The following is a 25,556-nucleotide window of genomic DNA, read 5'->3' as shown; positions in this document are numbered from 1 at the left end:
TTTCGAGCGAAGTGGATACCGGTTCGCGCCAGGAAAACGCGTCGAAACAAGGATCCGAGGCCTTCGGCGTCTACGTGCACTGGCCGTTCTGCCTGTCGAAGTGCCCCTATTGCGACTTCAACAGCCATGTCCGCCACGCCGCGATCGACGAGGCGAGGTTCGCCTCCGCTTTTGCTCGCGAGATCGCAACGACCGCCGAGCGTGCGCCCGGCCGCCAAGTCACCTCGATCTTCCTCGGCGGCGGCACGCCGTCCTTGATGCAGCCTGCAACGGTCGGCGCGGTGCTCGACGCGATCGGCAAGCACTGGACCGTCGCCAGCGACGTCGAAGTGACGCTGGAGGCGAACCCGACCAGCGTCGAGGCCACGCGCTTCGCAGGCTATCGCAGCGCCGGCGTCAATCGCGTGTCGCTCGGCGTCCAGGCACTCGACGATGCCTCGCTGAAGGCGCTGGGTCGCATGCACAGCGCGCGAGAGGCGCTGGATGCCGTCGCCATCGCGCGCCGCTCGTTCGACCGCTATTCGTTCGACCTGATCTACGCCCGCCCCGACCAGACGCCGGCGATGTGGGCCGACGAGCTGCGTCTTGCGATCGATGAAGCGGCCGAGCACCTGTCGCTCTACCAATTGACGATCGAGGAAGGCACGCCGTTCTTCGGCCTGCACAAGGCCGGTAAATTGAAGACGCCGGACGAGGCGGTCGCGCGCGCGCTCTACGACGTCACGCAGGAGACCTGCGACAAGCTCGGTCTGCCAGCCTACGAGATCTCCAACCACGCCCGCCGAGGCGCCGAGTGCCGGCACAATCTGGTCTACTGGCGCGGCGAGGAATATGCCGGCATCGGCCCCGGCGCGCACGGCCGCCTCGACATCGAGGGCGTGCGGCACGCCATCGCCACCGAGAAGCGCCCCGAAGCCTGGCTGATGCGGGTCGAGACCGGTGGCCATGGCATCGTCACCGACGAGCTGCTCAACAGCGAGGAGCGCGCCGACGAATTCCTGCTGATGGGGTTGCGCCTCGCTGAAGGCATCGACCCCGAGCGCTACAAGGCCCTTTCGGGTCGCCCGCTCGACCCCAAGCGCATCGCGCTGCTGCGCGAGGAAGGCGCGATCACGGTGGACCCGACGGGCCGCCTGCGCGTGACCAGCAGCGGATTCCCGGTGCTGGATGCGGTGGTCGCGGATCTGGCGGCGTAAGCCTGAGCGCCTAAATCAGCGCTCCCTCGCCCGCTTGCGGGAGAGGTAAACCATCACGCCCCAAAGCTCTTCGGTGAGCCCGCGACCGCAACACCGCCACCTTGCGTCACCTTCATCACCGCGAGCCCGCGCTCGTTCGTGCCGTCGGCGCGGAAGCGGAACAGGCCGTCGATGCCGGCGAAGCCGGAAGGATTGGTGAGCACGTCGGACGAGAAGCGCGTGGTGCCTTGCGTGCGCGCGAGCGCGGCGACGAGAGCGACCGCATCATAGGCGAGCGTCGCGGTGCGGATCGGCTCTGCGCCGTATTTGGTACGGTAGCGGCCCGAGAAGGCGCGGAAGCCGGCCGGGTCGGGCGCGGCGTAGAGGCCGCCCTGAAGCGCCGGGCTCGCATAGACGCGCGGATTGTCCCACAGCCCGGTACCGAGCAGCTGGATGTTGCGCAGGTTTGCGCCTGCCGCCGTCATGGCATCCGCCACCGTCACGACGGCATCGCCGTCGTCGGCGATGAACAGCGCATCCGCGCTGCCAAGCTGCTGCGCCACGGTGCGCGCCGGGTTGGCGCGGTCGGCGCCATATCTCTCGAACGCGACGATGCGCCCGCCGCGCCGCGGCACCGCCGCCTTCACCGCGGCCTCGACGACATTGCCATAGGCATTGTCGGGCACCAGCACGGCGACGGATCGCTTTCCGATGCTGGCGGAATATTCGATGATGCGGTTGACGTCGGACTCCGGCAGGAAGCTCAGGAGATAGACACCGCGTCCGGCGATGCTGGAATCGGTCGAGAAGGCGATGACGGAAATGCCGCGCGTGCGCGCGACCTGCGCCACGGCCGGCACGGACTGTGCAAACAGCGGCCCCAGGATGATCTCGGCGCCTTCGTCGACCGCCTGCTGCGCACCGGCTTGCGCGCCTTGGGGGCTGCCATTGTCGTCCTTGATCAGGAGCTGGATGTTCGGATTCTGGAACTCGGCCAGAGCCATCTCGGCGGCGTTGCGCATGGATTGCGCGGCGAGGCCGGCATTGCCGGCCGCCGAGAGCGGCAGGATCAGGCCGACCTTCACGCCGCCGGTGCCGGCGGTCGTGGCCTGTTGCTGCGGACCCGCCGGCTGGGCCGGCGGCGCGGAACTCGAGAACGGATTGGAGAATTGGCTGAGGCTTTGCTGCACGCCGGCGCAGGCCGACAGCACGGGCGCGCCGAGCAACAGGCCGAGCGCACTCCGCCGGGTCGCTCCCGACGAGCGGAACCCCGGAACGGGAGACTTTGGATGACGCGGGCCCACCATGGCAGCTTCTCTTCTGACCGGCCGTCGCCAGCCGCTCATGACATTCCTTCCGCGACACAGGCCGCGGATTCAGGCATATAGTCGGCGAATAGTTAACCGAAACAAAAGGATAATAACCGCTTAACGCGGAAGCCTCCCCGTCCCGGCAACTGCTCGCCGTCTTCGTTCAGCATCAAGGCGGCGTTTCCGTCGTGAATATGGCGCGAAGGTCCCCATTCCCGCCCCGCGTGATCTTGATCGATCACATTCCCGTCCGTTATCCGCCCCACCTCGGCACCATCTTTTTCAGCCAGCCGGTTCCCAGCCCTGCGCATCATGCCTAAGTTGACCCATTATGCGCGCAAACCCGGCTCCGATAAATACGTCAGAAGCTCAGGACGCCGCCCCGCGCGGTTTCTCCATCGATGCCCATCGGCTCACGGCGTCGAAGGCCGCACCGGGCCTCCACCTGGTCGCAACCCCCATCGGCAATCTCGGCGACATCACGCTGCGCGCGCTGCAGACGCTCGCCGGCGTCGATGTCATCTTCTGCGAGGACACCCGCATCACGCGGCGCCTGACGGAGCGCTACGCCATTGCGGCCCAGCTCAAGCAATATCACGAGCACAACGCCGAAGCCGCGCGACCAAAGATTCTGGAAGCGCTCGCGGCTGGCGGCTCGGTCGCGCTGGTCTCCGACGCGGGCACGCCACTAATTTCCGATCCCGGTTTCAAGCTGGTGCGCGAGGTCTGCGCCGCCGGCCATGCGGTGCATGCGCTGCCCGGCCCGTCCTCGGTGCTGGCAGCCCTGTCGGTCGCCGCGCTGCCGACCGATCGCTTTTTCTTCGAGGGCTTCTTGCCGGCGAAATCCGCCGCGCGCCGCGCTCGCCTGGCCGAGCTTGCACGTATCGACGCCACGCTGGTGATGTTCGAATCGGGCAATCGGATGCAGGCCACCCTGACCGACCTCGCCGAGATCATGGGCGAGCGGGAAGCCGCAGTCTGCCGCGAGCTGACGAAATTGCACGAAGAGGTCAGGCGTGCGCCTCTGGCCGAATTCGCGCGGCAGGCCGACGCGCCTGAGACGCGCGGCGAATTCGTCCTGGTGATCGGCCCGCCTGCAGCCGACGCCGAGGTGCTGGCATCGGACGCACTCGACGATCTCTTGCGCGAGCAGCTTGCCGCTCACACCGTGAAGGACGCCGTGGCGCACGCGGTGGCGCTCTCGGGGCGGCCGCGCCGCGAGGTCTATGCCCGCGCGCTCGAGCTCGCGAAGGATCTGCGAGGCGGCGATGGCGAAGACTGAGAACCCCCGGGAACCAAAGGTCGCCTCGCCCGAGCGCGTCGCCGCGTTTCGCACCGGCATCTCCGCCGAGAGCCGCGCCGCGGCCTATCTGATGGCCAAGGGCTACCGCATCCTCGCCAAGCGCTACCGCACCCCGCATGGCGAGATCGACATCGTGGCGCGCCGACGCAATTTGATCGCCTTCGTCGAGGTCAAGGCGCGGGCGAGCCTGGACGACGCCGCGTTCGCCGTGACGCCCCGCCAGCAGCAGCGCATCATCGACGCCGCGCAAGGCTGGCTCGTGGCGCATCCCGAGCATGCCGAATTCGAATTGCGATTCGACGCCATGCTGATTGCGCCGCGCTCGCTTCCGCGCCATGTGTTGGCGGCATTCGACGCCTCGACCTGAAAGGCAGACCATGAAGCTCAACGTCGCCGTCCAGATGGACCCCATTGCCCGCATCAACATCAAGGGCGATTCCACCTTTGCGCTGCTTCTGGAGGCGCAAAAGCGCGGCCATGGCCTGTCCTATTACACGCCCGACAAGCTCTCGATGGTCGGCGATGAACTGGTCGCACCGGTTCAGCTCCTGACCGTGCGCGACGAGCCCGGCAATCACTTCACTCTCGGAGAGCCCAGGCGCGAAGCGCTGAACGGCTTCGACGTGGTGCTGCTGCGCCAGGACCCGCCGTTCGACCTCGCCTACATCACCTCGACGCATTTCCTGGAGCGCATCCATCCGAAGACGCTGGTGGTCAACGATCCCGCCTCGGTGCGCAACGCGCCGGAGAAGCTGTTCGTGATGAATTTTCCGCAGCTGATGCCGCCGACGCTGATCTCGCGCGACCTCGACGAGATCAATGCGTTTCGCGACAGGCACGGTGCCGTCGTGATGAAGCCGCTGCACGGACATGGCGGCGCGGCGGTGTTCCGCGTGATGCCGCAGGACATGAATTTCGGCTCGCTGTTCGACATGTTCTCGGTCACTTTCAAGGAGCCCTGGGTGATCCAGCAATTCATCCCGGAGGTGAAGCACGGGGACAAGCGCATCATCCTGGTCGACGGCGAGTTCGCCGGCGCGGTGAACCGCGTGCCGGCCACTGACGACCTGCGCTCCAACATGGTACGCGGTGGGGCGGCACAGGAGACCGAGCTTACGCCGCGCGAACGCGAGATCTGTGCGACGCTCGGCCCGGCGCTGCGCCAGCGCGGCCTGTTGTTCGTCGGCATCGACGTCATCAACGGCAACCTCACCGAGATCAACGTGACCTCACCGACGGGCATCCGCGCCATCGCGCGGCTCGGCGGCCCCGACGTCGCAGCGAAGATCTGGGACGTGATCGAGCACAAGCGTAAGAAGTAGCTTCTTGCGGCCCGGATGCGCGCGGCGACCTCGCGGTGCGCGCTAACCACCCGTTCACCATGGTGCCCCCGCGCCTCGCGCGGACGCGCGTGTCAAACTGCGTGAAACTACGGAGCCGCGCGCCGGTCGAATAACGCCGCGTTCACCATCTGCCGAAATCCGGCATCGCGACTGACGCGCGCGTTCCGCCTCGCAACACCCCTTATACTTTTACTCCCTACTCATCGACACGGGGGAACACGCCAGGTGCGGTTCGAGTACCCCGCGTAAGAGTAGAAGAGTATGAATACCGCACGCATTGTCGTTCTCGTCATTGCGCTGGGCGCCGGCGGCGTCGCTGCGTATCTGGCGAGCGGCTACCAGAACGCGCCCGCGCCTGTCCTGTCCGTCGCCGAGAAGCTGCCGACGGTCGAGGTCCTCGTCGCGAAGAACGACATCCAGCTTGGCCAAGCCGTCAAGCCCGACGACCTGCAATGGCAGGCCTGGCCGGCCGCGACCGCGAGCAGCGCCTTCATCCGCCGCGACAGCAGGCCCGAAGCGCAGACCCAGATCGCCGGCTCGATCGCACGCGTGCCTCTGATGCAGGGCGAGCCGATCCGCGAGCAGAAGCTGGTCAGGGCCGAGGGCTCCGGCTTCATGGCCGCAATTCTGCCGTCCGGAATGCGCGCCGTTTCCACCGAGATTTCCGCCGAAACCGGCGCAGGCGGCTTCATCCTTCCGAATGACCGCGTCGACATCGTGCTGACCCGCCGCCTGAAGAATCCGGATGGCGATAACGGTCCGACCGGCGGCAACGACCTCGTTTTGTCCGAGGTCATCCTCACCAATATCCGCGTGCTCGCGATCGACCAGGCGCCGAAGGAAAAGGACGGCCAGAACGCCGTGGTCGGCAAGACCGTCACGCTCGAGCTCCGGCCCGACCAGGTCGCCACGCTCTCGGCCGCACGCCAGGGCGGGACGCTGACGCTCGCGCTGCGCAGCATCGTCGATGCCAACGCGGTCGACGGCACGCCCGAGGATCAGGCGATCAGGCGAACGGGCGGCGTGAACGTGATCCGCTACGGCGTGCAGGCACGGCAACTGACGTCACAGAAGTGATGGGGACAGCATGAACTACGGGGGTGAAAGGTCGGGCATGCGCATTCGGGGGAAGCGCGCGCGCTCGTTCCTGGCGGGGACGGTGTTGATGCTGGGGCTGCTCGCGGCTTCCGATGTCGTCAGAGCCGCGGATGCGCCGGTCGGCGACCAGGCGCCGATGCAGGCGTCGGACCTTGGCCTGTCGCCGGTCGCGACCGTCGCCCCGGCGAGGACGCGCTTCCTGTCGCTCGGCGTCGGCAAATCCGTCGTCATCGACCTGCCGCGCGAGGTCAAGGACGTGCTGGTGGCCGATCCCAAGATCGCCAACGCGGTGATTCGCTCGGCCCAGCGCGCCTACATCATCGGCGGCCAGGTCGGCCAGACCAACGTGGTGTTCTTCACTGCCGACGGGCAGCAGGTCGCCTCCTACGACATCGCTGTGAAGCGCGATCTCAACGGCATGCGCACGGCGCTGCGCCAGTCCCTGCCAGGCGTGCAGATCGAAGGCGTCGGCGACAGCGTGATGCTGACCGGCTCGGTGTCGAGCCCGGTCGAGGCCCAGCAGGCCGGCGACGTCGCTGCAAAGCTCGTCGGCGGCTCGGACAAGGTCGTCAACAACATCGTCGTGCGCGGCCGCGACCAGGTCATGCTCAAGGTCGTGGTCGGCGAAGTCCGCCGCGATATCGTCAAGCAGCTGGGCGTCGATCTCAGCGCCAGCCTCAACGCCGGCACGGCGGTGGTGAATTTCAACAATTCCAACCCGTTCTCTGTCGCTGGCGGGCCGATCGTCGGCAGCAATGGCCTCGGCCTCGCCGGCGTTTCCAAGGGCGTCGCCACGGTCAGTGCCACGATGCGGGCGATGGAAAGCGCCGGTGTCATGCGCACGCTGGCCGAACCGAGCCTCACCGCGATCTCGGGCGAATCCGCAACCTTCATCGCCGGCGGCGAATTCCCGATTCCCGCAGGCTATTCCTGCGACCCGGTCACCCACGTCTGTACCACCCAGATCAGCTACAAGAAGTTCGGCATCTCGCTCAACTTCACCCCGGTCGTGCTCAGCGAGGGCCGCATCAGCCTGCGCGTGATGACCGAGGTCTCGGAGCTGTCGAATACGAACTCGATCACGTTGACGCAGGCGGTGTCCGCGACATCGAGCAACTCGATCACCATCCCTTCGATTCAGACGCGCCGCGCCGAGACGACGCTGGAAATTCCCTCGGGCGGCTCGATGGCAATGGCCGGCCTGATCCAGCAGCAGACCAAGCAGGCGATCAACGGCCTGCCCGGCATCGACCAGGTGCCGATCATCGGCGCGCTGTTCCGCAGCCGGGACTTCGTCAACAACGAGACCGAGCTGATGGTGATCGTGACGCCCTATGTGGTGCGCGCGGTCGCCCAGAAGGAATTGTCGCGTCCCGACGACGGCTTCGCACCGGCATCGGATGCGCAGACGGCGCTGCTCGGCCGCATGAACCGCCTCTATGGCGTCGCGCGCCGCGTCGATCCGATCAACGGCGCGCCCGATGATTTCGGCTTCATCATCGACTGAAACGAACGGTTTGGGGACCGGTAGGAACGGGGCAAGAGGGGACCAGGCGATGATGACAACATCAGCCGATCGACGTCGCAACCGACGGATCGCGCTGGCATTGACGGCCCTGTCCGTCATGCTCGGCGCCTGCAACACCACGGAGATCGTCACCCAGACGGTTCCGACCGACTATCGCCAGCGCCACCCGATCGCGGTGCAGGAAGGCAAGAAGTCGATCGTGATCTTCGTCGGCAAGGCGAGGGGCGGCCTCTCGGCCGCACAGCATTCGGACGTCGCCGGCATTGCCCGGGAATGGTTGCACGAAGGCACCGGCTCGATCGTCGTCGACGTTCCCGTCGACACCGCCAATTCGCGCGCGGCGGCCGCGACCTTTCAGGAGATCCGGTCCGTGCTCACGTCCGCGGGCGTGCCATCGCGTGCCGTCGTCCAGCATCCGTATCGCCCCGAGGACCCCGGGCTGCTGCCCACCATCCGCTTGAGCTATTCGAAGATCAAGGCAGTCGCGGGCCCCTGCGGGCTCTGGCCTGAAGACATCGGCCCCAACATCCTCGACCCCGGCTATAACGAGAACCGGCCCTATTTCAACCTGGGCTGCGCCAGCCAGCGCAATCTCGCAGCGATGATCGACAATCCGGCCGACCTCGAGCAGCCGCGCGGCGAGACGCCCGCCTATACCGCACGGCGCAACATCGCCTTCGAGCGCTACCGCAAGGGCACGCCGATCGCGACGCCCTCACCCGACGCCGACAAGGCCAAACTCAGCGATACCGGCAAATGACAGGCATCCACGACGACGCGGACGATCCGCGGCACCCCGAGGAACATATCGCACCGGTTCCCCGTATTTCGGTGCAAGCCTTTTGCGAGACCGAGCAGACGCTCGCTGCGGTGACCGCGGCGGGTCAGGATCGCCGGCTTGCCAAGGCCCACCTCACCGCGAAGGAGGGCGGCCTCGCCGCGGCGATCGAGGTCTATGAATCGATGCCGACCCCGAACGTGATCGTCATCGAATCCGACGGCACGCGCGACATCCTCGAGGGGCTCGACGACCTCGCCGGCGTCTGCGATCCCGGCACGCGCGTGGTGGTGATCGGCAACCCCAACGACACCGCGCCCTATCGCGAGCTGGTACGCCGCGGCGTCAACGATTACGTGGTCGGACCGGTCGAGACCCTCGATGTCGTCCGCTCGATCTGCAGCCTGTTCTCGGCCTCCGAGGCCATCATCACCGGCCGTGTGATCGCGGTGGTCGGCGCCAAGGGTGGTGTCGGTGCGTCCACCGTCGCGCATAATGTGGCCTGGACCATCGCCCGAGACCTTTCGCTCGATTCAGTCGTGATCGACCTCGACCTCGCCTTCGGCACCGCCGGCCTCGACTACAACCAGGATCCGGTGCAGGGCATCGCCAACGCGGTGCTGTCGCAGGACCGGCCGGATACCGCGCTGATGGAGCGGCTGCTCGCCAAATGCACCGATCGTCTCAGCCTCCTGGCAGCGCCCGCCACGCTCGACCGGGTCTACGATTTCGGCGCCGAGGCTTTTGACGCGGTGTTCGACACGCTGCGCATGACCACGCCCTGCATCGTGCTCGACGTTCCCCATCAATGGTCCGGCTGGACACGGCGCGCGCTGGTCAACGCCGACGACATCGTGATCGTGGCCGAGCCCGACCTCGCGAACCTGCGCAACACCAAGAACATGCTGAGCGTGCTGAAGGCAGCGCGCCCCAACGACCGGCCGCCGCTGTACTGCCTCAACCAGGTCGGCATGCCCAAGCGCGCGGAGATCGAGGTCAAGGCGTTCGCCAAGACCATGGAGAGCCAGCCGATCGCGGTGATCCCGTTCGACTCGAAACTGTTCTCGACCGCAGCCAACAACGGCCAGATGATCGCGGAGGTCGCCAAGAACCATCGCACCACTCTTCTGTTCCAGAACATGGCGAACCGTCTCGCCGGCCGCGGCGAGGTGAAGAAGCCGAAGCGCTCGCTGCTCGAGCCGCTGCTGAAAAAGCTGAAAGGCAGGCCGGGGCGTGGATCAGCGCCACATCGCAAGGCGTCGTAAGCGCACACCAAAAAACGCGGATTACCTGTCCGCCCGCTGCTGCTTCTTGGCCAGCAGCTGCCGCAGCGCGGTGACCTTGGCCGCTGCCTGGTCCGGCGGCAGATCGGCTTTCACGAGGATTTCGGCCTCGGCCTCGCGGCCCTGCAATCCCAGCACGAGCGCGAGATTGGCGCGGACCCGCACATCGCTCTGATTGCGCTGATAGGCGCGGCCGAGCACCTGTTCGGCCTTCGCCAGATTGTTTTGCAGCATATAGGATAGGCCGAGATTGGACAGCACGGTCGGCTCGTCCGGCACGATCTTCAACGCCGCGGCGTAATATTGCTGCGCCTCCTCGTTGCGGCCGAGCTGATCGAGCGCTGCGCCCTGCGCCGACAGGATTCGCCAGTCCGGATCCTCAGGCGCATGCGCACGGCCGAGCACGTCGAAGGCCCGCTGGAAGTTGCCGCTGTCGGCGAGCGCGCGGCCATAGCCGGCGAGCAGCGCCTTGTTGTTGGGATGGGCAAGCACGGCCTGCTCCAGCACCGCGACGGCCTGCGCGCGCTGGCCGGTGTCGCGCAGCGCCTTGCCATAGGCGAGCGCGACGCCGGGATCGCTCGGCTTGGCACGATAGCGCTCGCGCAACGCGTCCAGCTCCGGCTTGGCGTCGGACCTGGCGGCCGTTTCCGATTTGGCGCCGAGCGCGCCGGTCACATCCTCTATGCCATTGGTCTGGCAGCCGCCGAGGACAAGGACCAAGAACGCAGGAAGCAGGAATCTCGCCGAAGCAAGGGCGGGGGACGGACGCTTGGACATACTCTGATCACTCGGCGACTGATCAGAGATGCTGACCGATTAACGCTAAAGCCTCGTTAAAGAGGCGGTCCTCAAGACCTTAATCGACGAACTCGGCGCCGAACTCGCAGCCGATGCGCCAGCGCAGGCGGCATTGGCGGGAATAGTCGGGCGCGAAGATGATGGTGAACTGCGGCGGCACTTCCAGGAATTCCGCCACCACTTTCACGCCGCCATCCGAAATATCCGTGATCGTGCAATCCCGCGGCAGCGAGCCCGCGCCAAAATGGATCTTGGCGAGCCGGCTGCACACCCGACGTTCGCTTCTCCGGCGATTTACCAGCATGTTGCTACTTCACTTGTTAGACCACGGCCCATCCCGCACCCTCAGCAGTAGCGGACATTCGTTGGAATGTGCTGAGGACGGAAGCCCGCATTCGAAACGTAGTCTCCGCAACACGTTTACGATTGGTTAGGACTTGCATGGCTACGGCGAATTGTTCCCGTATTGTTCTTGCGAGGCGGGGGTCGTGCCTCAGTTTGAAATTTCTGCGGCTTGATCCCGCTTCTTGTAGGGGCCGCGCTTCTTCGGCGGGCCTTCGCGCAAGTCGATCAGTTGAACGATGTCCGTCATGGTCATGCGGTCTGAAACGAGACCGGCAGCCATCGCGGGCGTAGCGCCCTTAAGTGATTTGTGCGCCTTCACGAAATTATACCACACGAAGTAGAGCGAGAGCGCGTGATAGTGGTTCTCCACCTTTTTCGAAAAGGCGTTCGTGAGGCGAGTGAAGCGGCGCATTGACATGCGCATGGTGAGGTTCTGGCGCTCCACGTAAGACGTGGAAATGTGCGCCACGTCGGGCGAACCAAGGATCAAATCCTTATCGATGCCGATCAGCTTCGCCGGGCTGTAGCGCTTCTGCGGCTGCGGATCGCTGCCGTACAGCTTCACGAGCATTCCGTAGTCCACGCCATCCGGGCCGAATTCCTGGCTGACCGCGTGGAGGTAGGCCTTGTGGCCGTCCGTAGTGAGCTGCACGCGGTTCGCGAGGCGGGGCTTAAGGTCGGCAATGAAGGCGTTGGCGGCGCTCGCGTCGCGATCACCGACAAGCCAAGTCAGGATCAGCTTGGAGTCGGCATCAATAGCCGTCCACGTCCACACATCGCCGGAGCCGATCGGAGCGGCCTTGGCGCTCGCGACGTTCTTCGCCTTGGCATAGGCGAAGCTCCAGATTTCGTCGCATTGGATGCGCTCGGACTTCACGTTGCGAACGGTGGCGTCATGGAAGGCGGCGCAAGCGCTGCCGGCATCGACCAAGAGCTTCGTGACCGTGTTCAGGGAAACGTCCGTGACCCGAGAGATGGAGCGCATAGAAGAACCCTCGCAGAGCATCTGGAGGATTTGGGCGCGCTTCTCTGTAGGGAGTCTGTTCATGGACTGCATATGAACAGAACCCCTACAGATGTCAAGCATTTAGTTCAGTTTGGATTCCCTTGACTACTAAATCCTTGTAACCTTTTGGATTCGTAGGGTTTTTTAGTTGCGATGGGCGTAAAACTACCCCATAGTCATCCACGCGTGCCCCGGGTTGGACTCGAACCAACGTCCTCCGAGTTAGCAGCTCGGCGCTCTCTAGGCTTTTCACGGCTCCACTGAGCTACCGGGGCGCACGCAGACGAACTTGCGGCGGGTTTCCCCACCGCAAGCCGGTCACGATCAGAACTAGCTGGTGTCGTAGCGGTGCTTACCCATCGCCTTCACCTCCCTTCTAAGGACCCTGGTGTAGCAGCACCGGGGTCTTTCGCTTCTGCCGCCGACGGGACGAGGAACCAAGTTTGGCCCTCACGCCGCACCATCGGCGGTGTCTCCTTGGAGAGCCGATAGAGGCTCATCCCAATGGTTTTGTAGTGGATTTGGCGATTAAGGAAGGTCTCGACCTTCCGCCGCATCAGCGACGCTTTTTCGCCTTTGGCGCCGGCCTGCTTCAGGTAGAGCAGGATTAAGTCGCGGATTGACGGCTCTGCGCCCGCTGTGAGCGTCGTAGACGCTACGGTAGGCACGGGTGGGGCCGGAGGGGCTGGGTTGGGGATAGCTGCAGTGCCCACGATCCGCGGCGCAGCGTCCTCAAATAAGCTCGGCGCCTTTTCTGAAGGGCGCCACATGCTGGCCAGCCTATTCGAGTTCGGCGGTCTCACGATCATCGCCGGCTTCACGTCCTCCGGCAAAGCAATATCGACCCCGAATAGACGGCCGGCAGCGCGGCAATCGAACAAGGCGCGATCAAACCCACGAATTTCGCGGTCGATGTCAGACCGACGGCGAAGCGCGTCCGCGCGCTGCGTCATCAGATCGTTGTACTTATCGACGACCGCCTTGGCGGCAGTCCTGCGAACATCGTCGTCCATCTACGTCCACCCGATTCGACCGGATGGGTTCCTTGTAGATGTTCTACACAACGGATACAAGGGTAGGGTTTACGATTCCCAACGCTTTTGCGCAGCTTTCTTGCCAATCTCGCTCCGACGTTCGGGAGAAAGCGCGCCAGCCCGGGCTTTGCCGCCAACGGCGCCGCCCTTAGCCCGGTTCGGGGCCTTGCTAGGGGTGTCCTCCACCTCGCCGGTCGCGATCCTGCCGATCAGCATGGCGTTCTGTACGGTGTCGGCGTGGCGCTTCTCGCCTTTTGGACCCTTGGGCATGGAGCTTTCTCTAAGCCATTGATATTGGTTAACAAATTTTAACTTTTGGCGGTGCTTGAACCCTATTGCGGGTTTCTCGTTCTAAGCGTATATAGGCGGCTACCTCGCAGAACCTACTAGATTTAACAGGAACTGCGAGCATACAGAGGGCTCCTGCGGGAGCCCTTATTTATTTTTTGGGGGGGCGCGACATGAAACGAGGGGCGGTCTTCGTCGATGCGGGCTATCTGTTTGCCCAAGGCGGTGTGGCGCTCACGGGCAGTAAAAAACCCCGCTCCATTTTGGATTTGACGCCGGAAGCGGCCATTAGCGAGCTTCTCAGAGTTTTTACTGAGCGTGCGACGGACTGCGAATTGCTTCGCATCTACTGGTACGACGGAGCCAGCTTTAAAGGACCTACGATAGACCAAGACAGGATGGCGCACTTGGATAACGTCAAGGTGCGCTTGGGTTTACTCAACAGTGCTGGAGAGCAAAAGGGGGTCGATTCGCTGATCGTCACCGATCTAATCGAATTGGCTCGTCTGGGGGCCATAACAGATGCGGTTCTGTTGTCAGGCGATGAAGATGTTCGTGTTGGCGTTCAAATTGCCCAGAACTATGGCGTTCGCGTCCACTTGCTTGGAATAGAGCCAGCGCGAGGGTCACAATCTAAAGCTCTGATGCAAGAGGCTGATACAACATCCGTTCTGGAAAAAGCTGATGTCGCCAAGTTTCTTGTCGTGCGTCCGTCTGTACAATCAAGCGGGACATTAGGAGCTGCAACTGAGGCCTGGGCTGAAGTCGCTCACGTTGAAGTCCAAACCTCTTCTGGTGACGATCGAATCTCGCGTGTGGCCGCCTCCATCGTAGCGTCGATAGACGCCGAGGGAATTAAGGGCATTCATGAATACTGGGCCACGCAGCGTGGCGTCCCGCCGGAGTTTGATGGGAAGCTGCTTGGTCAATGCCGTGCTGAACTAGGCCGCGATCTTTCGCTTGAAGAGCGTCGCCAAGCGCGCGAGGCGTTCAGCAGCGCGGTTAGAAAAAACGGCTCGCCTCGGCGTGGCATGTTTTCCAGAAAGAACTAGCTCACAAATTCAAACTGAGGCACCACCGAGGCGGGGCGCTTGCTGCTACCCTCGATTGTGAAAGAACGGGCAGGCTGGTTCGAGCATGGTTCAGCGGGTTTCCACCGTCGCCTTTGAGGGGATCGAGGCCCGCGCGGTCGATGTGCAGGTTCAGGTCGCCCCCGGCCTGCCGGCCTTTGCCATCGTCGGCCTGCCGGACAAGGCGGTGTCGGAGGCGCGCGAGCGGGTGCGCGCGGCGCTGATCGCCTCGGGGCTGGCACTGCCGGCGCGGCGGATCATCGTCAATCTGGCCCCGGCCGACCTGCCCAAGGAAGGCAGCCATTACGACCTGCCGATCGCGCTCGGGCTGATGGCGGCGATCGGCGCCATCCCGCCGGATGCGCTGGCCGGCTTCACCGTGCTCGGCGAGCTCGGTCTCGACGGCTCGATCGCGCCGGTGGCCGGCGTTCTTCCCGCGGCGATCGGCGCCAATTCGCGCGAGGAAGGGCTGATCTGCCCCGCGGCCTGCGGCTCCGAGGCGGCGTGGGCGAGCCCGGACATCCAGATCATCGCGGCGAGTTCGCTGATCCAGATCGCCAACCATTTCAAGGGCACGCAGGTGCTGTCGCGGCCCTCGCCGAAGGTGCACGAGGCCGCCGCCTCCACGCTCGACCTGCGCGACATCAAGGGCCAGGAGAGTGCCAAGCGGGCGCTGGAGATCGCAGCCGCCGGCGGGCATCATTTGCTCATGATCGGCGCGCCAGGGGCCGGCAAGTCGATGCTGGCGGCGCGGCTGCCCTCGATCCTGCCGCCGCTGTCGCCGGGCGAGCTGCTCGAAGTCTCCATGATCGCCTCCGTGGCCGGCGAGATCGAGGGCGGCGCGCTGACGGCCAGGCGGCCGTTCCGCTCGCCGCATCATTCCGCCAGCATGGCCGCGCTCACCGGCGGCGGCATGCGCGCCAAGCCCGGCGAGATCTCGCTGGCGCATCAGGGCGTGCTGTTCCTCGACGAATTGCCGGAGTTCGATCCGCGCGTGCTGGATTCGCTGCGCCAGCCGCTGGAGAACGGCGAGGTCGCGGTGTCGCGCGCCAATCACCGCGTGACCTACCCCGCCCGCTTCATGCTGGTCGCCGCGATGAATCCCTGCCGCTGCGGCAATGCGTTCGAGCCCGGCTATGCCTGCAAGCGCGGCCGCATCGACCGCTGCACCGGCGACTACCAGGCGCGCATCTCCGGTCCCCTGATGGACCGCATCGACCTGCGCATCGAGGTGCCGGCCGTGACCGCGGCCGACCTGATCCTGCCGCCGCCGGCCGAAGGATCAGCCGAGGTCGCCGCGCGCGTGGCGGCGGCGCGCGACATCCAGCTCGCGCGCTATGCGGACGCGGGCCTGCCCCACATTCGCACCAATGCCGAGGCGCCCGCCTCCGTGCTGGAGGAGATCGCAAGGCCGGATGCGCAAGGCCAAAAGCTGCTGCGCGACGCCGCCGAAACCATGCGCCTGTCGGCACGCGGCTATCACCGCGTGCTGCGGGTGGCGCGCACCCTGGCGGACCTCGATCATTCCGACAAGATCGGCCGACTGCACCTCGCCGAAGCCTTGTCCTACCGCGCGCTCGCGGAGGATGTGCGGCAGATGGCTTGAGCGCCTTGCGCATCAACCCGGCGGTAACGAGTTTCCTTTACGCTCTGCAAACCATAAGGCCCAACGCGTTTCGGTCGTAAGTTCACAAGGGCCCGGCGAGTACAGCGTCATGTTGCGTTTCAAGTTCCTGGCCTCGGTCGTTCCCCTGTTGGCCGCTGCGGTGTTCGCCCGCGCAGAGATCGGGTCGGTTTCGCATCCCTGCATCGCGCTTGGCGAAACAACGGTGGAGCTCACGCCCCTGTTCTGGACTGCTGGCGTGCATGTCGCCTTCACCGACGATCCCGCGCGAGCCACGGTGCGGGTCCGGATCACCGACGACGCGGACACGGCGGACTTCACCGTGGTGGACGGCCTTGGTTCCGAGCCGGACTCCTGCCAGGCCAATCCGTCGACGCGACTCGTCTCGATTGCTGCCCAGCCCGTCGATGGCGGCCAGGTGATCTATCTCTCCAGCGAAGGACCGGCGGATTACCGCATCTATGTGCGCTCGAAAACGTTCTCGCAGCGCGAGGCGGCGGCACTGATCGTCGGCGCCCGCGGCGGCCAGCGCCATCTCCAGGCGGCCTCGCTGTAAAGCCGTTAACATCTCGTCAACCCTGTTTGGAGGCAGTGCGAAGGCCTCAAGTTGTTCGCAAGGTCGACGCGCCATCGTCGCCCGCGGCAGCGGGGTTTCAGGCGAGAGTCGGGGTCGATGGCGATGGGTCGGACGTTCCGGATCAAGGTGCGCATGCGCCGCTTCAGGCGCCAGCATCCCAGGCTGGCCTTCGCGATCCGCTCCTTCCTGATTTTCTCGGCGACGTTCGGCGGCGCTTATGGCTTCGTGTCCGGCAGCCGGTCCGAGAACGCCGGTTACGATCCGCACGCATTTGCGATCGGTGCGAGCTTCCTGTTCGCGCTCGCCTGCCTCGGCCTTGCGACGCTGAGCATACGTCTGCGCTTCGTCAACAAACGGCTGCGAACGCTCGCCGCCCACAATGAGGCGTTGATCGACCGCAATTGGGAGCTGAAGGAAGCGGAAGAACGAGCGCGCAGCCTGTTCGAGCAGCAGGGCGATCTCATCGTGCTGCGCGATACCAGCGGCCGCATCACCTTTGCCAACGAGGCCTATTGCGCACTCGCAGGACAGGCGCGCAGCGCGTTGGTCGGCACGCGGTTCGATTTCGACGTGCTGGAGCAGGGCGACAGCGCGCGCGAGAGCAACGGCACGCGCATCCACGACCAGAAGATCGCGACCCCGCTCGGCGCGCGCTGGATCGCCTGGCGCGAGGGCTATGTCCGCGCCGATGCCGGACAGCCCGCCGAACTGCAGAGCGTGGGGCGCGACGTCACCGACCGGACCGAGAGCGAACGCGCATTGTCCGACGCGCGCGACCAGGCCGATGCAGCCAACCGGGCCAAATCGCGCTTCCTCGCAATGGCCTCGCACGAGATCCGCACGCCCCTGAATGGCATCATCGGCATGGGCGGCCTCCTGCTCGACACCAATCTGACACCGGAGCAGGCGACCTATGCCAGGGCGGTGAAGACCTCGGGCGAAGCCCTGATGGCGCTGATCGAGGAACTGCTCGACTATTCCAAGATCGAGGCCGGCAAGCTCGACCTCGACCAACGTCCCTTCGGCCTCTCGAGTTTGGTCGAGGAGATCACCGAGCTGCTCGCGCCCCGCGCGCAGGCGAAGTCCCTCGAGATCGCAGCCTATGTCGACGAGCGCCTCCCGCTGGAGGTGGTCGGCGACGCCGCGCGGCTGCGCCAGGTGCTGCTCAACCTCGCAGGCAATGCCATCAAGTTCACCGCAAGCGGCGGCGTTGCGCTGATCGTCGAGCCAGGCATCTGGCCGAACGAGATCAGCTTCCTGGTCCGCGACACCGGCATCGGCATCGCAGCCGAGGCCCAGCAGCGCATCTTCCGCGAGTTCGAGCAGGCCGACGAGCGGGTCGCCCGCACCTATGGCGGCACCGGGCTCGGGCTTTCCATCAGCGAGCGCATCGTCAAGCGCATGGGCGGCCGGATCACGCTCGAAAGCGAACCGGGCAAGGGCTCGACCTTCGAGGTCGCGGTGCCGCTGCCGTCCTCGCAGGCCAACGCCGCGCAGACGGCTTTTCCCAGCCCCGACCTCTCTGGCAAGTCAATCCTCCTCGTCGCCGCCGGCATCGAGGCATCCTTGATCGCGCGGCGGCTCGAGCGCTGGGGCGGCCAGACCTGCATGGTTGCAGATGCGGCGGTCGCCGAGGCATTGCTGCCGGAACGCTCATGGCATGCGGTGCTGATCGATCGCGAGATCGGTCCTGCCATTGCCGACCGTCTGGGTGAGGCGGCCCGCGCGCATGCTCTGCAGCGCCTCGTGCTGCTGACGCCGAGCTCGCGCCACGACAAGCTGTCGCCGGCGTTCACCGGCTTCCTGGTGAAGCCGCTGCGCGCGGCCTCGCTTGCCGCACGCCTCGCCCTGACGGCTGAGGTCGCCTCGCCCGATCTCGCGCCGGAACCGCCGGCGTCGTCCGCCGGCATAGCACCGGCGAAAGGCCTGGCGATCCTCGTCGCCGAAGACAACGAGATCAACGCATTGCTGATGCGCTCGCTGCTGACCAAGCTCGGCCACCGCGTCGTCATTGCGATCAACGGCGAGACCGCGCTGGAATCCTGGCTCGCTGCCTCGTCCGCCGGCACGCCCTACGATCTCGTGCTGATGGACATTCAGATGCCGCAGCTCGACGGCATCGAGGCCACAAAACGCATCCGGGCCCAGGAGGCCGCCACCGGCGGCCACCAAACACCGATCCTGGCGCTCACCGCCAACACGCTCGTGGAGGATCGCTATGCCTGCTTCGAGGCCGGCATGAACGGATTCCTGATCAAGCCGCTCGATCGCGAAAAGCTCGAGGAGGCGCTGGCGGGGCTGGCGGCGTCCCGGCCGGTGGCGGTCCCGAGTCCGGCGGGAACCTGATCTCGACCGACAATCCGTAATTGAAATCGGCCACGTTGCGCGTCAACATCCTCCGGGGCATTTTGCAATAGAGGATATTGCGCATGAACGTGCTTTGCCGCCTCGCACTCATTGCTCTCTTCGCCGGCATCTCCCAACACGCCGCAGCCGATACGCCGGAACTCATCTCTTCCCTCAAGCAAGGCGGCTACGTCCTGATCTTCCGGCACACGGCGACCGACGACACCCAGAAGGATGTCTATCCCTTCAAGTTCGACGACATGAGCGCCCAGCGTCAGCTCAGCGACAAGGGCAGGGACATGGCGCGCCAGATCGGAACAGCTATCAAGGACCTCGCGATCCCGGTCGGCGATGTCTACACCAGCAGGCTGAACCGCGCGGTCGAGGCCGGCAAGCTGATCTCGGGCCGGGAGGTCAAGCCGGTGGATGCGCTCACGGACAGCAGCAACGCCAGCGCATCCGGAATGGCAAACCCGACTGGTACCAATGCTAAGGCCGGGCAGGCCGTGCGCCAGCTCGTCGATGCACCGCCGAAGCCAGGCACCAACACATTCCTGGTCACCCACAAGACGAACATTGCCGACGCCTTCGGCAAGGAGGCCGGCAACGTGCAGGAAGGCGAAGCTTTCGTCTACAAGGCCAGCGATTCCGGGCCCGCCGGCTTTGCGGGACGCATCAAGATCGTGGATTGGACCGCGAAGCCCGGCCAGTGATGGGCGGCGTAGCTCCGCCCGAACGGCCGGCGCGAAGGAAAGTCCGGACCATCTCACGGCCGATCGCCGCAAGGACGTTCTGACGCACTGTCAGAGCTGGCGGGCTGGCGGCCAGCACCGGGCGGGTTCACGAGCGAATGTTCCGGCCAGATCTCGGCAAACCGGTGCCCAAACGCCGCGGCGACGCAGCGGAACAATCGGGCCGGCGTGACTTGCCGCTCCGCCACGATGCTGTGATACGGACGTGTCATGACGAGCGACCGAAAGGCTGGCGACCACGTGAGAACATCAGAAGACCGTTCATTCCTCATCTTGCTGGCGGCGATCTCCGTTGCTTTCGGGTGGGTGCTCTGGCCATTCTCCGGCGCATTGCTATGGGCCACGCTGCTGGCCATCATTTTCGCTCCGCTTTATCGACGCGTGCTGGAAACCCTCCCGGGAAGGGACAATCTCGCGGCGTTGTTCACGGTCATCGTCGTCATCGTGATGGTCCTGATACCTGTGGCGATCGTGGTCGCTTCGCTCGTCGACCAGGGAGCGGAGCTGTATCAGCGCATCCAAAGCGGGGAGATCAGTTTCGCTCATCCCCTGCAGCAGCTGAAATCCGCGCTGCCGGGCTGGGCTGCTTCCCTGTCGGATCGTCTGGTCGGCATTGATTTTTCGGCCCTTAGGGAACGCCTGTCGGGTCTGGTCGTCCCAGCCGGGCAACAGCTTGCCGGGCATGCGCTCAACATCGGACAGTTGACGGTGGAGTTCGTCGCAAGCCTGCTCGTGATGTTGTATCTGCTGTTTTTCCTGCTGCGTGACGGTGAAGAGCTCAACGCACGCATTCGCGACGCACTTCCGCTCCGCCCAGGCCACACCAACGAGATTCTCGATGCCTTCACCCTCGCGGTTCGCGGAACGATCAAGGGGATCGTTCTCGTCGCCCTCATTCAGGGTGCGCTGGGCGGGCTCATCTTCTGGCTGCTCGGGTTGACTGCGCCGCTGCTGGCCGGCGCGCTCATGGCGCTGGTCTCGCTGCTGCCCGTGCTCGGGTCCGCCCTGGTCTGGGTTCCGGTCGCGCTCTACCTGCTCGTGTCGGGCGCAGTCACGAAGGGTCTCATCCTGCTCGCTTTCGGCACCTTCGTGATTGGCCTTGCGGATAATTTTCTCCGCCCGATCCTGGTCGGCCAGTCGATCCAGATGCCGAGCTACGTCGTTCTGCTTGCCACCTTGGGCGGCCTTGCGAGTTTCGGCGCGAACGGCTTCGTCATCGGCCCGCTCGTCGCCGCGATGTTCCTGACGGCGTGGCACATCTATGTCGGCTCGAAAGTGCCGCAGGAGGCCCGGAAGTGACCGTCATTCCGCGGCGCGAACGGACGCTCGGCACCAGCCGGGTTTGGGATCCGCCCGATCCGGAATGATGTGGCGTTGGCGATAAACCGGGGCGCGGACAGCTTGTCGGGCGGCGCCTGGCTTCCTCGGAAGATGGTGTCTGCCTGCGCCGCGCGCTTGCAGTGCGGGCACACGAAGAGATGCGCGATGACCGGGGTTGGCTCGTCTGCGAGCAGTTCCGAGCGGAACCACTTCATCTCCACATGGCAGTCTGGGCAGGTCGGGGCTTCCAGCTGCTCCGCAGCGCTCCTGAGACGATCAACCATGGTGTCCTCCCCGCCGTTTTGCGAGAGTTAGCGGAATACCGTTGGCCGGTCTGCATCAAAAGATACTCTGACTGAACTGCCAAGACCCACATTCATCGCCGTGAATTACAGCCGCCTGAGCGCCACGCTCTCGACCGTGTGGTCGGCGCCCTTCTTGAGAATCAGCGTCGCGCGTGGGCGGGTCGGCAGGATGTTGTCCTCGAGATTGGCGAGGTTGGTGCGCTCCCAGATCGCGATCGCTGTGGCGGTGGCTTCCTCGTCCGACAGCAGCGCGTAGCGGTTGAAATAGGATTTCGGATCGGTGAAAGCGGTGTCGCGCAGGGCCAGGAAGCGCTTGATGTACCATTGCCGCAGCGCCACTTCGTCGGCGTCGATATAGACCGAGAAGTCGAAGAAGTCGGAGACGACAGGCACCGCCTTGCCGTCACGCGGCAGCTTGCCGGTTTGCAGCACGTTGACGCCCTCGACGATCAGGATGTCGGGCTGGTCGATCTCGGCCCACTGGTTGGGCACGATGTCATAGGTCAGATGCGAATAGACCGGCGCGCGCACATGGCGGCGCCCGGCCTTGATGTCGGAGAGGAAGCTGAGCAGCAGCGGCAGATCGTAGCTCTCCGGAAAGCCCTTCTTCTGCATCATGCCGTGCCGCTCCAGCACCGCATTGGGATAGAGAAATCCGTCAGTGGTGATCAGCTCGACCTTCGGACGCGGCGACCAGCGCGCCAGCAGCGCCTGGAGCACGCGGGCGGTGGTGGACTTTCCGACCGCGACCGAGCCGGCGACGCCGATGATGTAGGGCACCTTGCGGTCGCGGATGTTGAGGAACTGGCGCTCTGCGTAATACAGGCGCTGCATCGCATCGACATAGATCGACAACAAGCGCGACAGCGGAAGATAGATGTCCTCGACCTCCTGGAGGTCGAGGCGATCGTGCAGCGAGCGCAGCCGGTCGAACTCGCCCGGCTCCAGCGTCATCGGCGTATCATCGCGCAAGCGCGCCCACTGCTCGCGCGTGTAGACGCGGTACGGATTATACTGCTGCTCGGGTGCGCGGATATCCATGACGCGGTCTTTCCGTTGCGAACTGTTCGCCCTAGCCTAGCCGCCCTTGCGCGACGCTTTCTCTTCCAACCCCGACATCGAGGTCCGCTTCTCCAGCGCGGCCTCGACCTCCTCCAGCTTTATGCCGCGTGCCTTCAACAGCACAAGGAAATGATAGAGCAGATCGGCACTTTCAGCTATCAGATGCGCGCGATCGTTTTCGACTGCAGCGATTACAGTTTCGACTGCTTCCTCGCCGAACTTCTTGGCGCAATGCTCGGCGCCCTTGTCGAGGAGCTTGCGGGTATAGGACGCTTCGCCGCCGGAAGCCGCGCGGGCATCGATGGTCTCGGCCAGATCATGAATCGTGAAACGCTGCATCGGACTTACTCAAAAAACACACGGGACCACGGCGGCCGTTCGCGGCTGCGAGCGTAGCATTCTTATGAACCGGAGTCGTCAGGCATCGAGGCGCATCGGCAGTCCCCGTCGCGCCATGTGCTCCTTGGCTTCGCGGATGGTGAATTCCCCGAAATGGAAGATCGAGGCGGCGAGCACCGCGGTGGCGTGCCCGTCGCGGATACCGTCGACGAGATGATCGAGATTGCCGACGCCGCCAGAGGCAATGACGGGAACGGGAACGCTGTCGGCGATCGCCCGGGTCAGCGGGATGTCGAATCCCTGCCTGGTGCCGTCGCGATCCATCGACGTGAGCAGGATCTCGCCGGCGCCGAGCGAGACCACTTCCTGGGCATATTCGACCGCGTCGATGCCGGTCGAGTTGCGGCCGCCATGGGTGAAGATCTCCCAGCGGTCGCCGCCGGGGCGCTTGACGCGCTTGGCGTCGATCGCGACCACCACGCACTGCTCGCCGAATTTCTCGGCGGCTTCCTTGACGAACTCGCGTCGCGACACCGCCGCGCTGTTGATCGAAACCTTGTCGGCGCCGGCGCGCAGCAGCGTCTTGATGTCGTTGACCTCGCGCACACCGCCGCCGACCGTGACGGGCATGAAGCAGGCTTCCGCCGTGCGCCGGACCACATCGAGCATGATGCCGCGGTTCTCATGGGTCGCTGTGATGTCGAGGAAGGTGAGCTCGTCGGCACCGGCGGCGTCATAGGCGATCGCGGCCTCGACGGGATCGCCGGCATCCCTGAGATCGACGAAGTTGACGCCCTTGACGACGCGGCCGTCCTTGACGTCGAGGCAGGGGATCACGCGCACCTTGAACATCGGATGTCTCCTAGGCGGCGCGCGCGTCGCGGATCAGAGCGAGGGCGGCGGCGGGATCGAGCCGGCCGTCATAGAGCGCGCGCCCGGCGATCGCGCCGGCGAGCTTTTTCGCGCGCGGCATCAGCATGGCTTTCACGTCTTCGATCGAGGCGAGACCGCCGGAGGCGATCACGGGAATGGAGATGGCGTCGGCCAGCGCAATTGTCGCATCGAGGTTCAGCCCCTTGAGCAGGCCATCGCGCGCGATGTCGGTGAAGATGATGGCGGCGACGCCGGCGTCCTCGAACCGCTGCGCGATCTCGAGCACCGTCACCTGAGAGGTCTCGGCCCAGCCTTCGACCGCGACCTTCCCGTCGCGCGCGTCGAGCCCGACCGCGACGCGGCCGGGAAATTTCTTCGCCGCAGACTTCACCAACTCCGGATCGCGCACCGCGGCGGTACCGATGATGACGCGGGTGATGCCCTTGTCGAGCCAGGCTTCGACGGTCTTCAGATCGCGGATGCCGCCGCCGAGTTGAACCGGAATCTTGATCGTCTTCAGCATCGCCTCGACGGCTTGCGCGTTCACCGGCTTGCCGGCGAAGGCGCCGTCGAGATCGACGACGTGGAGATACTCGAAGCCCTGCTCGACGAAGCTCTGCGCCTGCGCGGCCGGGTTGAGATTGAACACGGTCGCGCGTGCCATGTCGCCTTGCTCGAGACGCACGCACTGGCCGTTCTTGAGATCAATCGCGGGAAAGAGGATCATGTCATACCTTTTGCCGTTCTCCTCGAGAGAACGGCGCTGCCACCCATGTACCCCGTGGAAGGCGTCGTAGTCGTCACGGTTTCCATCGCAGGAAGTTCGAGATCAGGGCCAGCCCGAACCGCTGGCTCTTCTCGGGGTGGAATTGCGTACCGATGGCCGTGTCCTTGCCGACGATGGCGGTCACGGGCCCACCATAATCGGCGCGCGCGAGCACGTCCGCCTCGCTGGCGGCATTGAGGTGATAGGAATGCACGAAATAAGCGTGCTGGCCCTTCGGGCCGAGCGGCAGCTTGTTCAGGACCGGATGCTCCTGCAGCACCTCCAGCGTATTCCAGCCCATGTGCGGGATCTTCAGGCTCTCGTCCCGCGGCCTGATCTTCTCGACGTCGCCGCCGATCCAGTTCAGGCCTTCGGTGATGACGTGCTCCTTGCCGCGGCTTGCCATCAGCTGCATGCCGACGCAGATGCCGAAGAACGGCCGCGCCTTGACGCGCACCGCCTCGTTGATCGCCTCGACCATGCCGTTGACGGCATCCAGCCCCCGCCGGCAATCGGCGAAGGCGCCGACGCCCGGCAGCACCAGGCGGTCGGCCTCGTAAGCCTGATCGGGATCGCTGGTGACGAAGACCTTTTGCGGGTTCTCCAGGCTGCGCGCGGCGCGCTCGAAGGCCTTCGCGGCGGAATGCAGATTGCCGGAACCGTAATCGATGATGGCAACGCTCATCTTGATCCTCCCGGTTCCGGAAACAATCCGATGATGCCGCCGGCCGGAATCGGCGGCGGGTTCGAGAATTGCTGACCCGGCGTGCTGCGGGTCGGCGGCGGGCCGCCGCGGTCGACGGCCCATTGGTCGTTGACGATGCCGTGCTGCTTCTGGCTCCAGCGCTCGAAGAAGCGGCGTTCGGCGGTGTCGCCGTTGTCGGCAATCACGACATCGAGCTGCCGCCACTTGCCGCGCGACAACGTCCAGCGGCGCAGGCTCGATGCCTCGAAGCCCATCAGCAGCGCGACCACGAGATTGGCAAAGACGATCGAGCTGCGGCCGATCCCGAGGCTGGACAGACCCGCGCTGAACGCGGCGGTGAAAAGCACCCAGCCAATCAGCGCCAGCCAGAGCCGGTTCCACAGCAGCCAGAACGGGCCGAAGATCATCGCCCAGAAATGGAAGCCGTCGCGCACGAACACGAACTTGTCGGTCGCGCGCAGATCGGCTCCGCCAGGGGAGGGAGCATGAACTGTGTAGACAGGCATGGTGATGCCCCGTTCTGAAGA

At 65.0% G+C, this 25,556-nt stretch carries 27 protein-coding genes and 1 tRNA gene; 14 read left to right on the top strand and 14 right to left on the bottom strand.

What is annotated here, in order from left to right:
• Positions 1 to 11 precede the first annotated feature (11 nt).
• Entirely contained in the window at positions 12 to 1,196 is a 1,185-nt protein-coding gene (gene hemW / locus ASG57_RS30940) for a radical SAM family heme chaperone HemW (RefSeq protein WP_057198795.1), read from the top strand.
• A gap of 53 nt (positions 1,197 to 1,249) precedes the next feature.
• On the opposite strand, the gene ASG57_RS30935 is transcribed toward hemW, so the two are convergent.
• Positions 1,250 to 2,482, bottom strand: a complete 1,233-nt coding sequence (locus tag ASG57_RS30935; protein ID WP_057198794.1) for a penicillin-binding protein activator — start codon at positions 2,480 to 2,482, stop codon at positions 1,250 to 1,252.
• Positions 2,483 to 2,816: 334 nt separating this feature from the next.
• Between ASG57_RS30935 and rsmI the strand changes: the two genes are divergently transcribed.
• The 7 genes from rsmI to ASG57_RS30895 all read left to right on the top strand — a co-directional run bounded on the left by rsmI (position 2,817) and on the right by ASG57_RS30895 (position 9,800).
• Positions 2,817 to 3,767 (top strand): 16S rRNA (cytidine(1402)-2'-O)-methyltransferase, encoded by a 951-nt coding sequence (gene rsmI / locus ASG57_RS30925; RefSeq protein WP_024338662.1) that lies wholly within the window; start codon positions 2,817 to 2,819, stop codon positions 3,765 to 3,767.
• Positions 3,754 to 4,155, top strand: a complete 402-nt coding sequence (locus ASG57_RS30920) for a YraN family protein (protein ID WP_024338663.1) — start codon at positions 3,754 to 3,756, stop codon at positions 4,153 to 4,155. The genes rsmI and ASG57_RS30920 overlap by 14 nt, the downstream gene beginning before the upstream one ends.
• A gap of 10 nt (positions 4,156 to 4,165) precedes the next feature.
• Positions 4,166 to 5,110, top strand: a complete 945-nt coding sequence (gene gshB, locus ASG57_RS30915) for a glutathione synthase (protein ID WP_024338664.1) — start codon at positions 4,166 to 4,168, stop codon at positions 5,108 to 5,110.
• Between the two features lie 282 nt (positions 5,111 to 5,392).
• On the top strand, positions 5,393 to 6,208 hold the full coding sequence (cpaB, locus tag ASG57_RS30910; protein WP_024338665.1) for a Flp pilus assembly protein CpaB: 816 nt from the start codon (positions 5,393 to 5,395) through the stop codon (positions 6,206 to 6,208).
• Between the two features lie 10 nt (positions 6,209 to 6,218).
• Positions 6,219 to 7,736 carry a type II and III secretion system protein family protein gene (locus ASG57_RS30905; protein ID WP_057198792.1) on the top strand — a complete coding sequence of 506 codons (1,518 nt, stop codon included), beginning with the start codon at positions 6,219 to 6,221 and terminating at the stop codon, positions 7,734 to 7,736.
• A gap of 49 nt (positions 7,737 to 7,785) precedes the next feature.
• Entirely contained in the window at positions 7,786 to 8,517 is a 732-nt protein-coding gene (locus ASG57_RS30900; protein ID WP_024338667.1) for a CpaD family pilus assembly protein, read from the top strand.
• The gene (locus tag ASG57_RS30895; RefSeq protein WP_057198791.1) at positions 8,514 to 9,800 is read left to right on the top strand and encodes a CpaE/TadZ family protein; all 1,287 of its coding nucleotides are present in this window, start codon (positions 8,514 to 8,516) and stop codon (positions 9,798 to 9,800) included. The genes ASG57_RS30900 and ASG57_RS30895 overlap by 4 nt, the downstream gene beginning before the upstream one ends.
• A gap of 21 nt (positions 9,801 to 9,821) precedes the next feature.
• Here the strand turns inward: ASG57_RS30895 and ASG57_RS30890 are convergent, their stop codons facing one another.
• From ASG57_RS30890 to ASG57_RS30865, 6 genes are all read right to left on the bottom strand, one after another.
• Positions 9,822 to 10,595, bottom strand: coding sequence for a tetratricopeptide repeat protein (locus ASG57_RS30890; protein ID WP_057198790.1), 774 nt, complete (start codon positions 10,593 to 10,595; stop codon positions 9,822 to 9,824).
• A 79-nt stretch (positions 10,596 to 10,674) separates the two neighbouring features.
• The gene (locus tag ASG57_RS30885; protein WP_028145870.1) at positions 10,675 to 10,920 is read right to left on the bottom strand and encodes a PilZ domain-containing protein; all 246 of its coding nucleotides are present in this window, start codon (positions 10,918 to 10,920) and stop codon (positions 10,675 to 10,677) included.
• Between the two features lie 189 nt (positions 10,921 to 11,109).
• Positions 11,110 to 12,009 carry a DDE-type integrase/transposase/recombinase gene (locus tag ASG57_RS30880; RefSeq protein ID WP_200948594.1) on the bottom strand — a complete coding sequence of 300 codons (900 nt, stop codon included), beginning with the start codon at positions 12,007 to 12,009 and terminating at the stop codon, positions 11,110 to 11,112.
• 145 nt (positions 12,010 to 12,154) lie between these two features.
• Positions 12,155 to 12,242: transfer RNA gene (locus tag ASG57_RS30875), tRNA-Ser, on the bottom strand.
• Between the two features lie 90 nt (positions 12,243 to 12,332).
• On the bottom strand, positions 12,333 to 12,980 hold the full coding sequence (locus tag ASG57_RS30870; RefSeq protein ID WP_057198788.1) for a hypothetical protein: 648 nt from the start codon (positions 12,978 to 12,980) through the stop codon (positions 12,333 to 12,335).
• A gap of 69 nt (positions 12,981 to 13,049) precedes the next feature.
• Positions 13,050 to 13,271: a hypothetical protein gene (locus ASG57_RS30865; RefSeq protein ID WP_057198787.1), complete on the bottom strand. Its 222-nt coding sequence runs from the start codon at positions 13,269 to 13,271 to the stop codon at positions 13,050 to 13,052.
• Positions 13,272 to 13,462: 191 nt separating this feature from the next.
• Between ASG57_RS30865 and ASG57_RS30860 the strand changes: the two genes are divergently transcribed.
• The 6 genes from ASG57_RS30860 to ASG57_RS30835 all read left to right on the top strand — a co-directional run bounded on the left by ASG57_RS30860 (position 13,463) and on the right by ASG57_RS30835 (position 20,957).
• Entirely contained in the window at positions 13,463 to 14,341 is an 879-nt protein-coding gene (locus ASG57_RS30860) for an NYN domain-containing protein (RefSeq protein ID WP_057198786.1), read from the top strand.
• An 85-nt stretch (positions 14,342 to 14,426) separates the two neighbouring features.
• Positions 14,427 to 15,965 carry a YifB family Mg chelatase-like AAA ATPase gene (locus ASG57_RS30855; RefSeq protein ID WP_057198785.1) on the top strand — a complete coding sequence of 513 codons (1,539 nt, stop codon included), beginning with the start codon at positions 14,427 to 14,429 and terminating at the stop codon, positions 15,963 to 15,965.
• Positions 15,966 to 16,074: 109 nt separating this feature from the next.
• Positions 16,075 to 16,539: a hypothetical protein gene (locus tag ASG57_RS30850; RefSeq protein WP_057198784.1), complete on the top strand. Its 465-nt coding sequence runs from the start codon at positions 16,075 to 16,077 to the stop codon at positions 16,537 to 16,539.
• A 123-nt stretch (positions 16,540 to 16,662) separates the two neighbouring features.
• On the top strand, positions 16,663 to 18,906 hold the full coding sequence (locus ASG57_RS30845) for an ATP-binding protein (protein WP_057198827.1): 2,244 nt from the start codon (positions 16,663 to 16,665) through the stop codon (positions 18,904 to 18,906).
• A gap of 83 nt (positions 18,907 to 18,989) precedes the next feature.
• Positions 18,990 to 19,619, top strand: coding sequence for a histidine phosphatase family protein (locus tag ASG57_RS30840; RefSeq protein WP_057198783.1), 630 nt, complete (start codon positions 18,990 to 18,992; stop codon positions 19,617 to 19,619).
• Between the two features lie 312 nt (positions 19,620 to 19,931).
• Entirely contained in the window at positions 19,932 to 20,957 is a 1,026-nt protein-coding gene (locus ASG57_RS30835; protein WP_349510072.1) for an AI-2E family transporter, read from the top strand.
• Here ASG57_RS30835 and ASG57_RS37300 read toward each other — a convergent pair.
• From ASG57_RS37300 to ASG57_RS30800, 7 genes are all read right to left on the bottom strand, one after another.
• On the bottom strand, positions 20,918 to 21,262 hold the full coding sequence (locus ASG57_RS37300; protein ID WP_230646615.1) for a hypothetical protein: 345 nt from the start codon (positions 21,260 to 21,262) through the stop codon (positions 20,918 to 20,920). The genes ASG57_RS30835 and ASG57_RS37300 overlap by 40 nt on opposite strands.
• A gap of 105 nt (positions 21,263 to 21,367) precedes the next feature.
• Positions 21,368 to 22,324: a type I pantothenate kinase gene (gene coaA, locus ASG57_RS30825; RefSeq protein WP_024338679.1), complete on the bottom strand. Its 957-nt coding sequence runs from the start codon at positions 22,322 to 22,324 to the stop codon at positions 21,368 to 21,370.
• Positions 22,325 to 22,360: 36 nt separating this feature from the next.
• Entirely contained in the window at positions 22,361 to 22,684 is a 324-nt protein-coding gene (locus tag ASG57_RS30820) for a phosphoribosyl-ATP diphosphatase (protein WP_024338680.1), read from the bottom strand.
• Positions 22,685 to 22,762: 78 nt separating this feature from the next.
• A complete protein-coding gene (gene hisF, locus ASG57_RS30815) occupies positions 22,763 to 23,536 on the bottom strand; it encodes an imidazole glycerol phosphate synthase subunit HisF (protein WP_057198781.1) in 774 nt (257 codons plus the stop codon).
• Between the two features lie 10 nt (positions 23,537 to 23,546).
• Entirely contained in the window at positions 23,547 to 24,284 is a 738-nt protein-coding gene (hisA, locus tag ASG57_RS30810) for a 1-(5-phosphoribosyl)-5-[(5-phosphoribosylamino)methylideneamino]imidazole-4-carboxamide isomerase (protein WP_057198780.1), read from the bottom strand.
• A gap of 73 nt (positions 24,285 to 24,357) precedes the next feature.
• Complete coding sequence (gene hisH, locus ASG57_RS30805) at positions 24,358 to 25,008, bottom strand: imidazole glycerol phosphate synthase subunit HisH (protein ID WP_057198779.1); 651 nt, start codon at positions 25,006 to 25,008, stop codon at positions 24,358 to 24,360.
• Positions 25,005 to 25,535, bottom strand: coding sequence for a DUF2628 domain-containing protein (locus ASG57_RS30800; RefSeq protein ID WP_024338684.1), 531 nt, complete (start codon positions 25,533 to 25,535; stop codon positions 25,005 to 25,007). Before ASG57_RS30800 ends, hisH begins: the two co-directional genes overlap by 4 nt.
• Positions 25,536 to 25,556 lie beyond the last annotated feature (21 nt).

It is taken from the genome of Bradyrhizobium sp. Leaf396, from assembly GCF_001424605.1.
GTDB lineage: Bacteria > Pseudomonadota > Alphaproteobacteria > Rhizobiales > Xanthobacteraceae > Bradyrhizobium > Bradyrhizobium japonicum_C.
The sequence above is the reverse complement of the archived record's forward strand: the minus strand, read 5'-3'. Positions and strand labels throughout refer to the sequence as shown.

What these genes read in the sequence shown, in the direction of transcription:
- ASG57_RS30935 (WP_057198794.1), bottom strand. Translation starts at nt 2,482, where the DNA reads ATGGTGGGCCCGCGTCATCCAAAGTCTCCCGTTCCGGGGTTCCGCTCG.
- rsmI (WP_024338662.1), top strand. Translation starts at nt 2,817, where the DNA reads ATGCGCGCAAACCCGGCTCCGATAAATACGTCAGAAGCTCAGGACGCC.
- ASG57_RS30920 (WP_024338663.1), top strand. Translation starts at nt 3,754, where the DNA reads ATGGCGAAGACTGAGAACCCCCGGGAACCAAAGGTCGCCTCGCCCGAG.
- gshB (WP_024338664.1), top strand. Translation starts at nt 4,166, where the DNA reads ATGAAGCTCAACGTCGCCGTCCAGATGGACCCCATTGCCCGCATCAAC.
- cpaB (WP_024338665.1), top strand. Translation starts at nt 5,393, where the DNA reads ATGAATACCGCACGCATTGTCGTTCTCGTCATTGCGCTGGGCGCCGGC.
- ASG57_RS30905 (WP_057198792.1), top strand. Translation starts at nt 6,219, where the DNA reads ATGAACTACGGGGGTGAAAGGTCGGGCATGCGCATTCGGGGGAAGCGC.
- ASG57_RS30900 (WP_024338667.1), top strand. Translation starts at nt 7,786, where the DNA reads ATGATGACAACATCAGCCGATCGACGTCGCAACCGACGGATCGCGCTG.
- ASG57_RS30895 (WP_057198791.1), top strand. Translation starts at nt 8,514, where the DNA reads ATGACAGGCATCCACGACGACGCGGACGATCCGCGGCACCCCGAGGAA.
- ASG57_RS30890 (WP_057198790.1), bottom strand. Translation starts at nt 10,595, where the DNA reads ATGTCCAAGCGTCCGTCCCCCGCCCTTGCTTCGGCGAGATTCCTGCTT.
- ASG57_RS30885 (WP_028145870.1), bottom strand. Translation starts at nt 10,920, where the DNA reads ATGCTGGTAAATCGCCGGAGAAGCGAACGTCGGGTGTGCAGCCGGCTC.
- ASG57_RS30880 (WP_200948594.1), bottom strand. Translation starts at nt 12,009, where the DNA reads ATGAACAGACTCCCTACAGAGAAGCGCGCCCAAATCCTCCAGATGCTC.
- ASG57_RS30870 (WP_057198788.1), bottom strand. Translation starts at nt 12,980, where the DNA reads ATGGACGACGATGTTCGCAGGACTGCCGCCAAGGCGGTCGTCGATAAG.
- ASG57_RS30865 (WP_057198787.1), bottom strand. Translation starts at nt 13,271, where the DNA reads ATGCCCAAGGGTCCAAAAGGCGAGAAGCGCCACGCCGACACCGTACAG.
- ASG57_RS30860 (WP_057198786.1), top strand. Translation starts at nt 13,463, where the DNA reads ATGAAACGAGGGGCGGTCTTCGTCGATGCGGGCTATCTGTTTGCCCAA.
- ASG57_RS30855 (WP_057198785.1), top strand. Translation starts at nt 14,427, where the DNA reads ATGGTTCAGCGGGTTTCCACCGTCGCCTTTGAGGGGATCGAGGCCCGC.
- ASG57_RS30850 (WP_057198784.1), top strand. Translation starts at nt 16,075, where the DNA reads ATGTTGCGTTTCAAGTTCCTGGCCTCGGTCGTTCCCCTGTTGGCCGCT.
- ASG57_RS30845 (WP_057198827.1), top strand. Translation starts at nt 16,663, where the DNA reads ATGGGTCGGACGTTCCGGATCAAGGTGCGCATGCGCCGCTTCAGGCGC.
- ASG57_RS30840 (WP_057198783.1), top strand. Translation starts at nt 18,990, where the DNA reads ATGAACGTGCTTTGCCGCCTCGCACTCATTGCTCTCTTCGCCGGCATC.
- ASG57_RS37300 (WP_230646615.1), bottom strand. Translation starts at nt 21,262, where the DNA reads ATGGTTGATCGTCTCAGGAGCGCTGCGGAGCAGCTGGAAGCCCCGACC.
- coaA (WP_024338679.1), bottom strand. Translation starts at nt 22,324, where the DNA reads ATGGATATCCGCGCACCCGAGCAGCAGTATAATCCGTACCGCGTCTAC.
- ASG57_RS30820 (WP_024338680.1), bottom strand. Translation starts at nt 22,684, where the DNA reads ATGCAGCGTTTCACGATTCATGATCTGGCCGAGACCATCGATGCCCGC.
- hisF (WP_057198781.1), bottom strand. Translation starts at nt 23,536, where the DNA reads ATGTTCAAGGTGCGCGTGATCCCCTGCCTCGACGTCAAGGACGGCCGC.
- hisA (WP_057198780.1), bottom strand. Translation starts at nt 24,284, where the DNA reads ATGATCCTCTTTCCCGCGATTGATCTCAAGAACGGCCAGTGCGTGCGT.
- hisH (WP_057198779.1), bottom strand. Translation starts at nt 25,008, where the DNA reads ATGAGCGTTGCCATCATCGATTACGGTTCCGGCAATCTGCATTCCGCC.
- ASG57_RS30800 (WP_024338684.1), bottom strand. Translation starts at nt 25,535, where the DNA reads ATGCCTGTCTACACAGTTCATGCTCCCTCCCCTGGCGGAGCCGATCTG.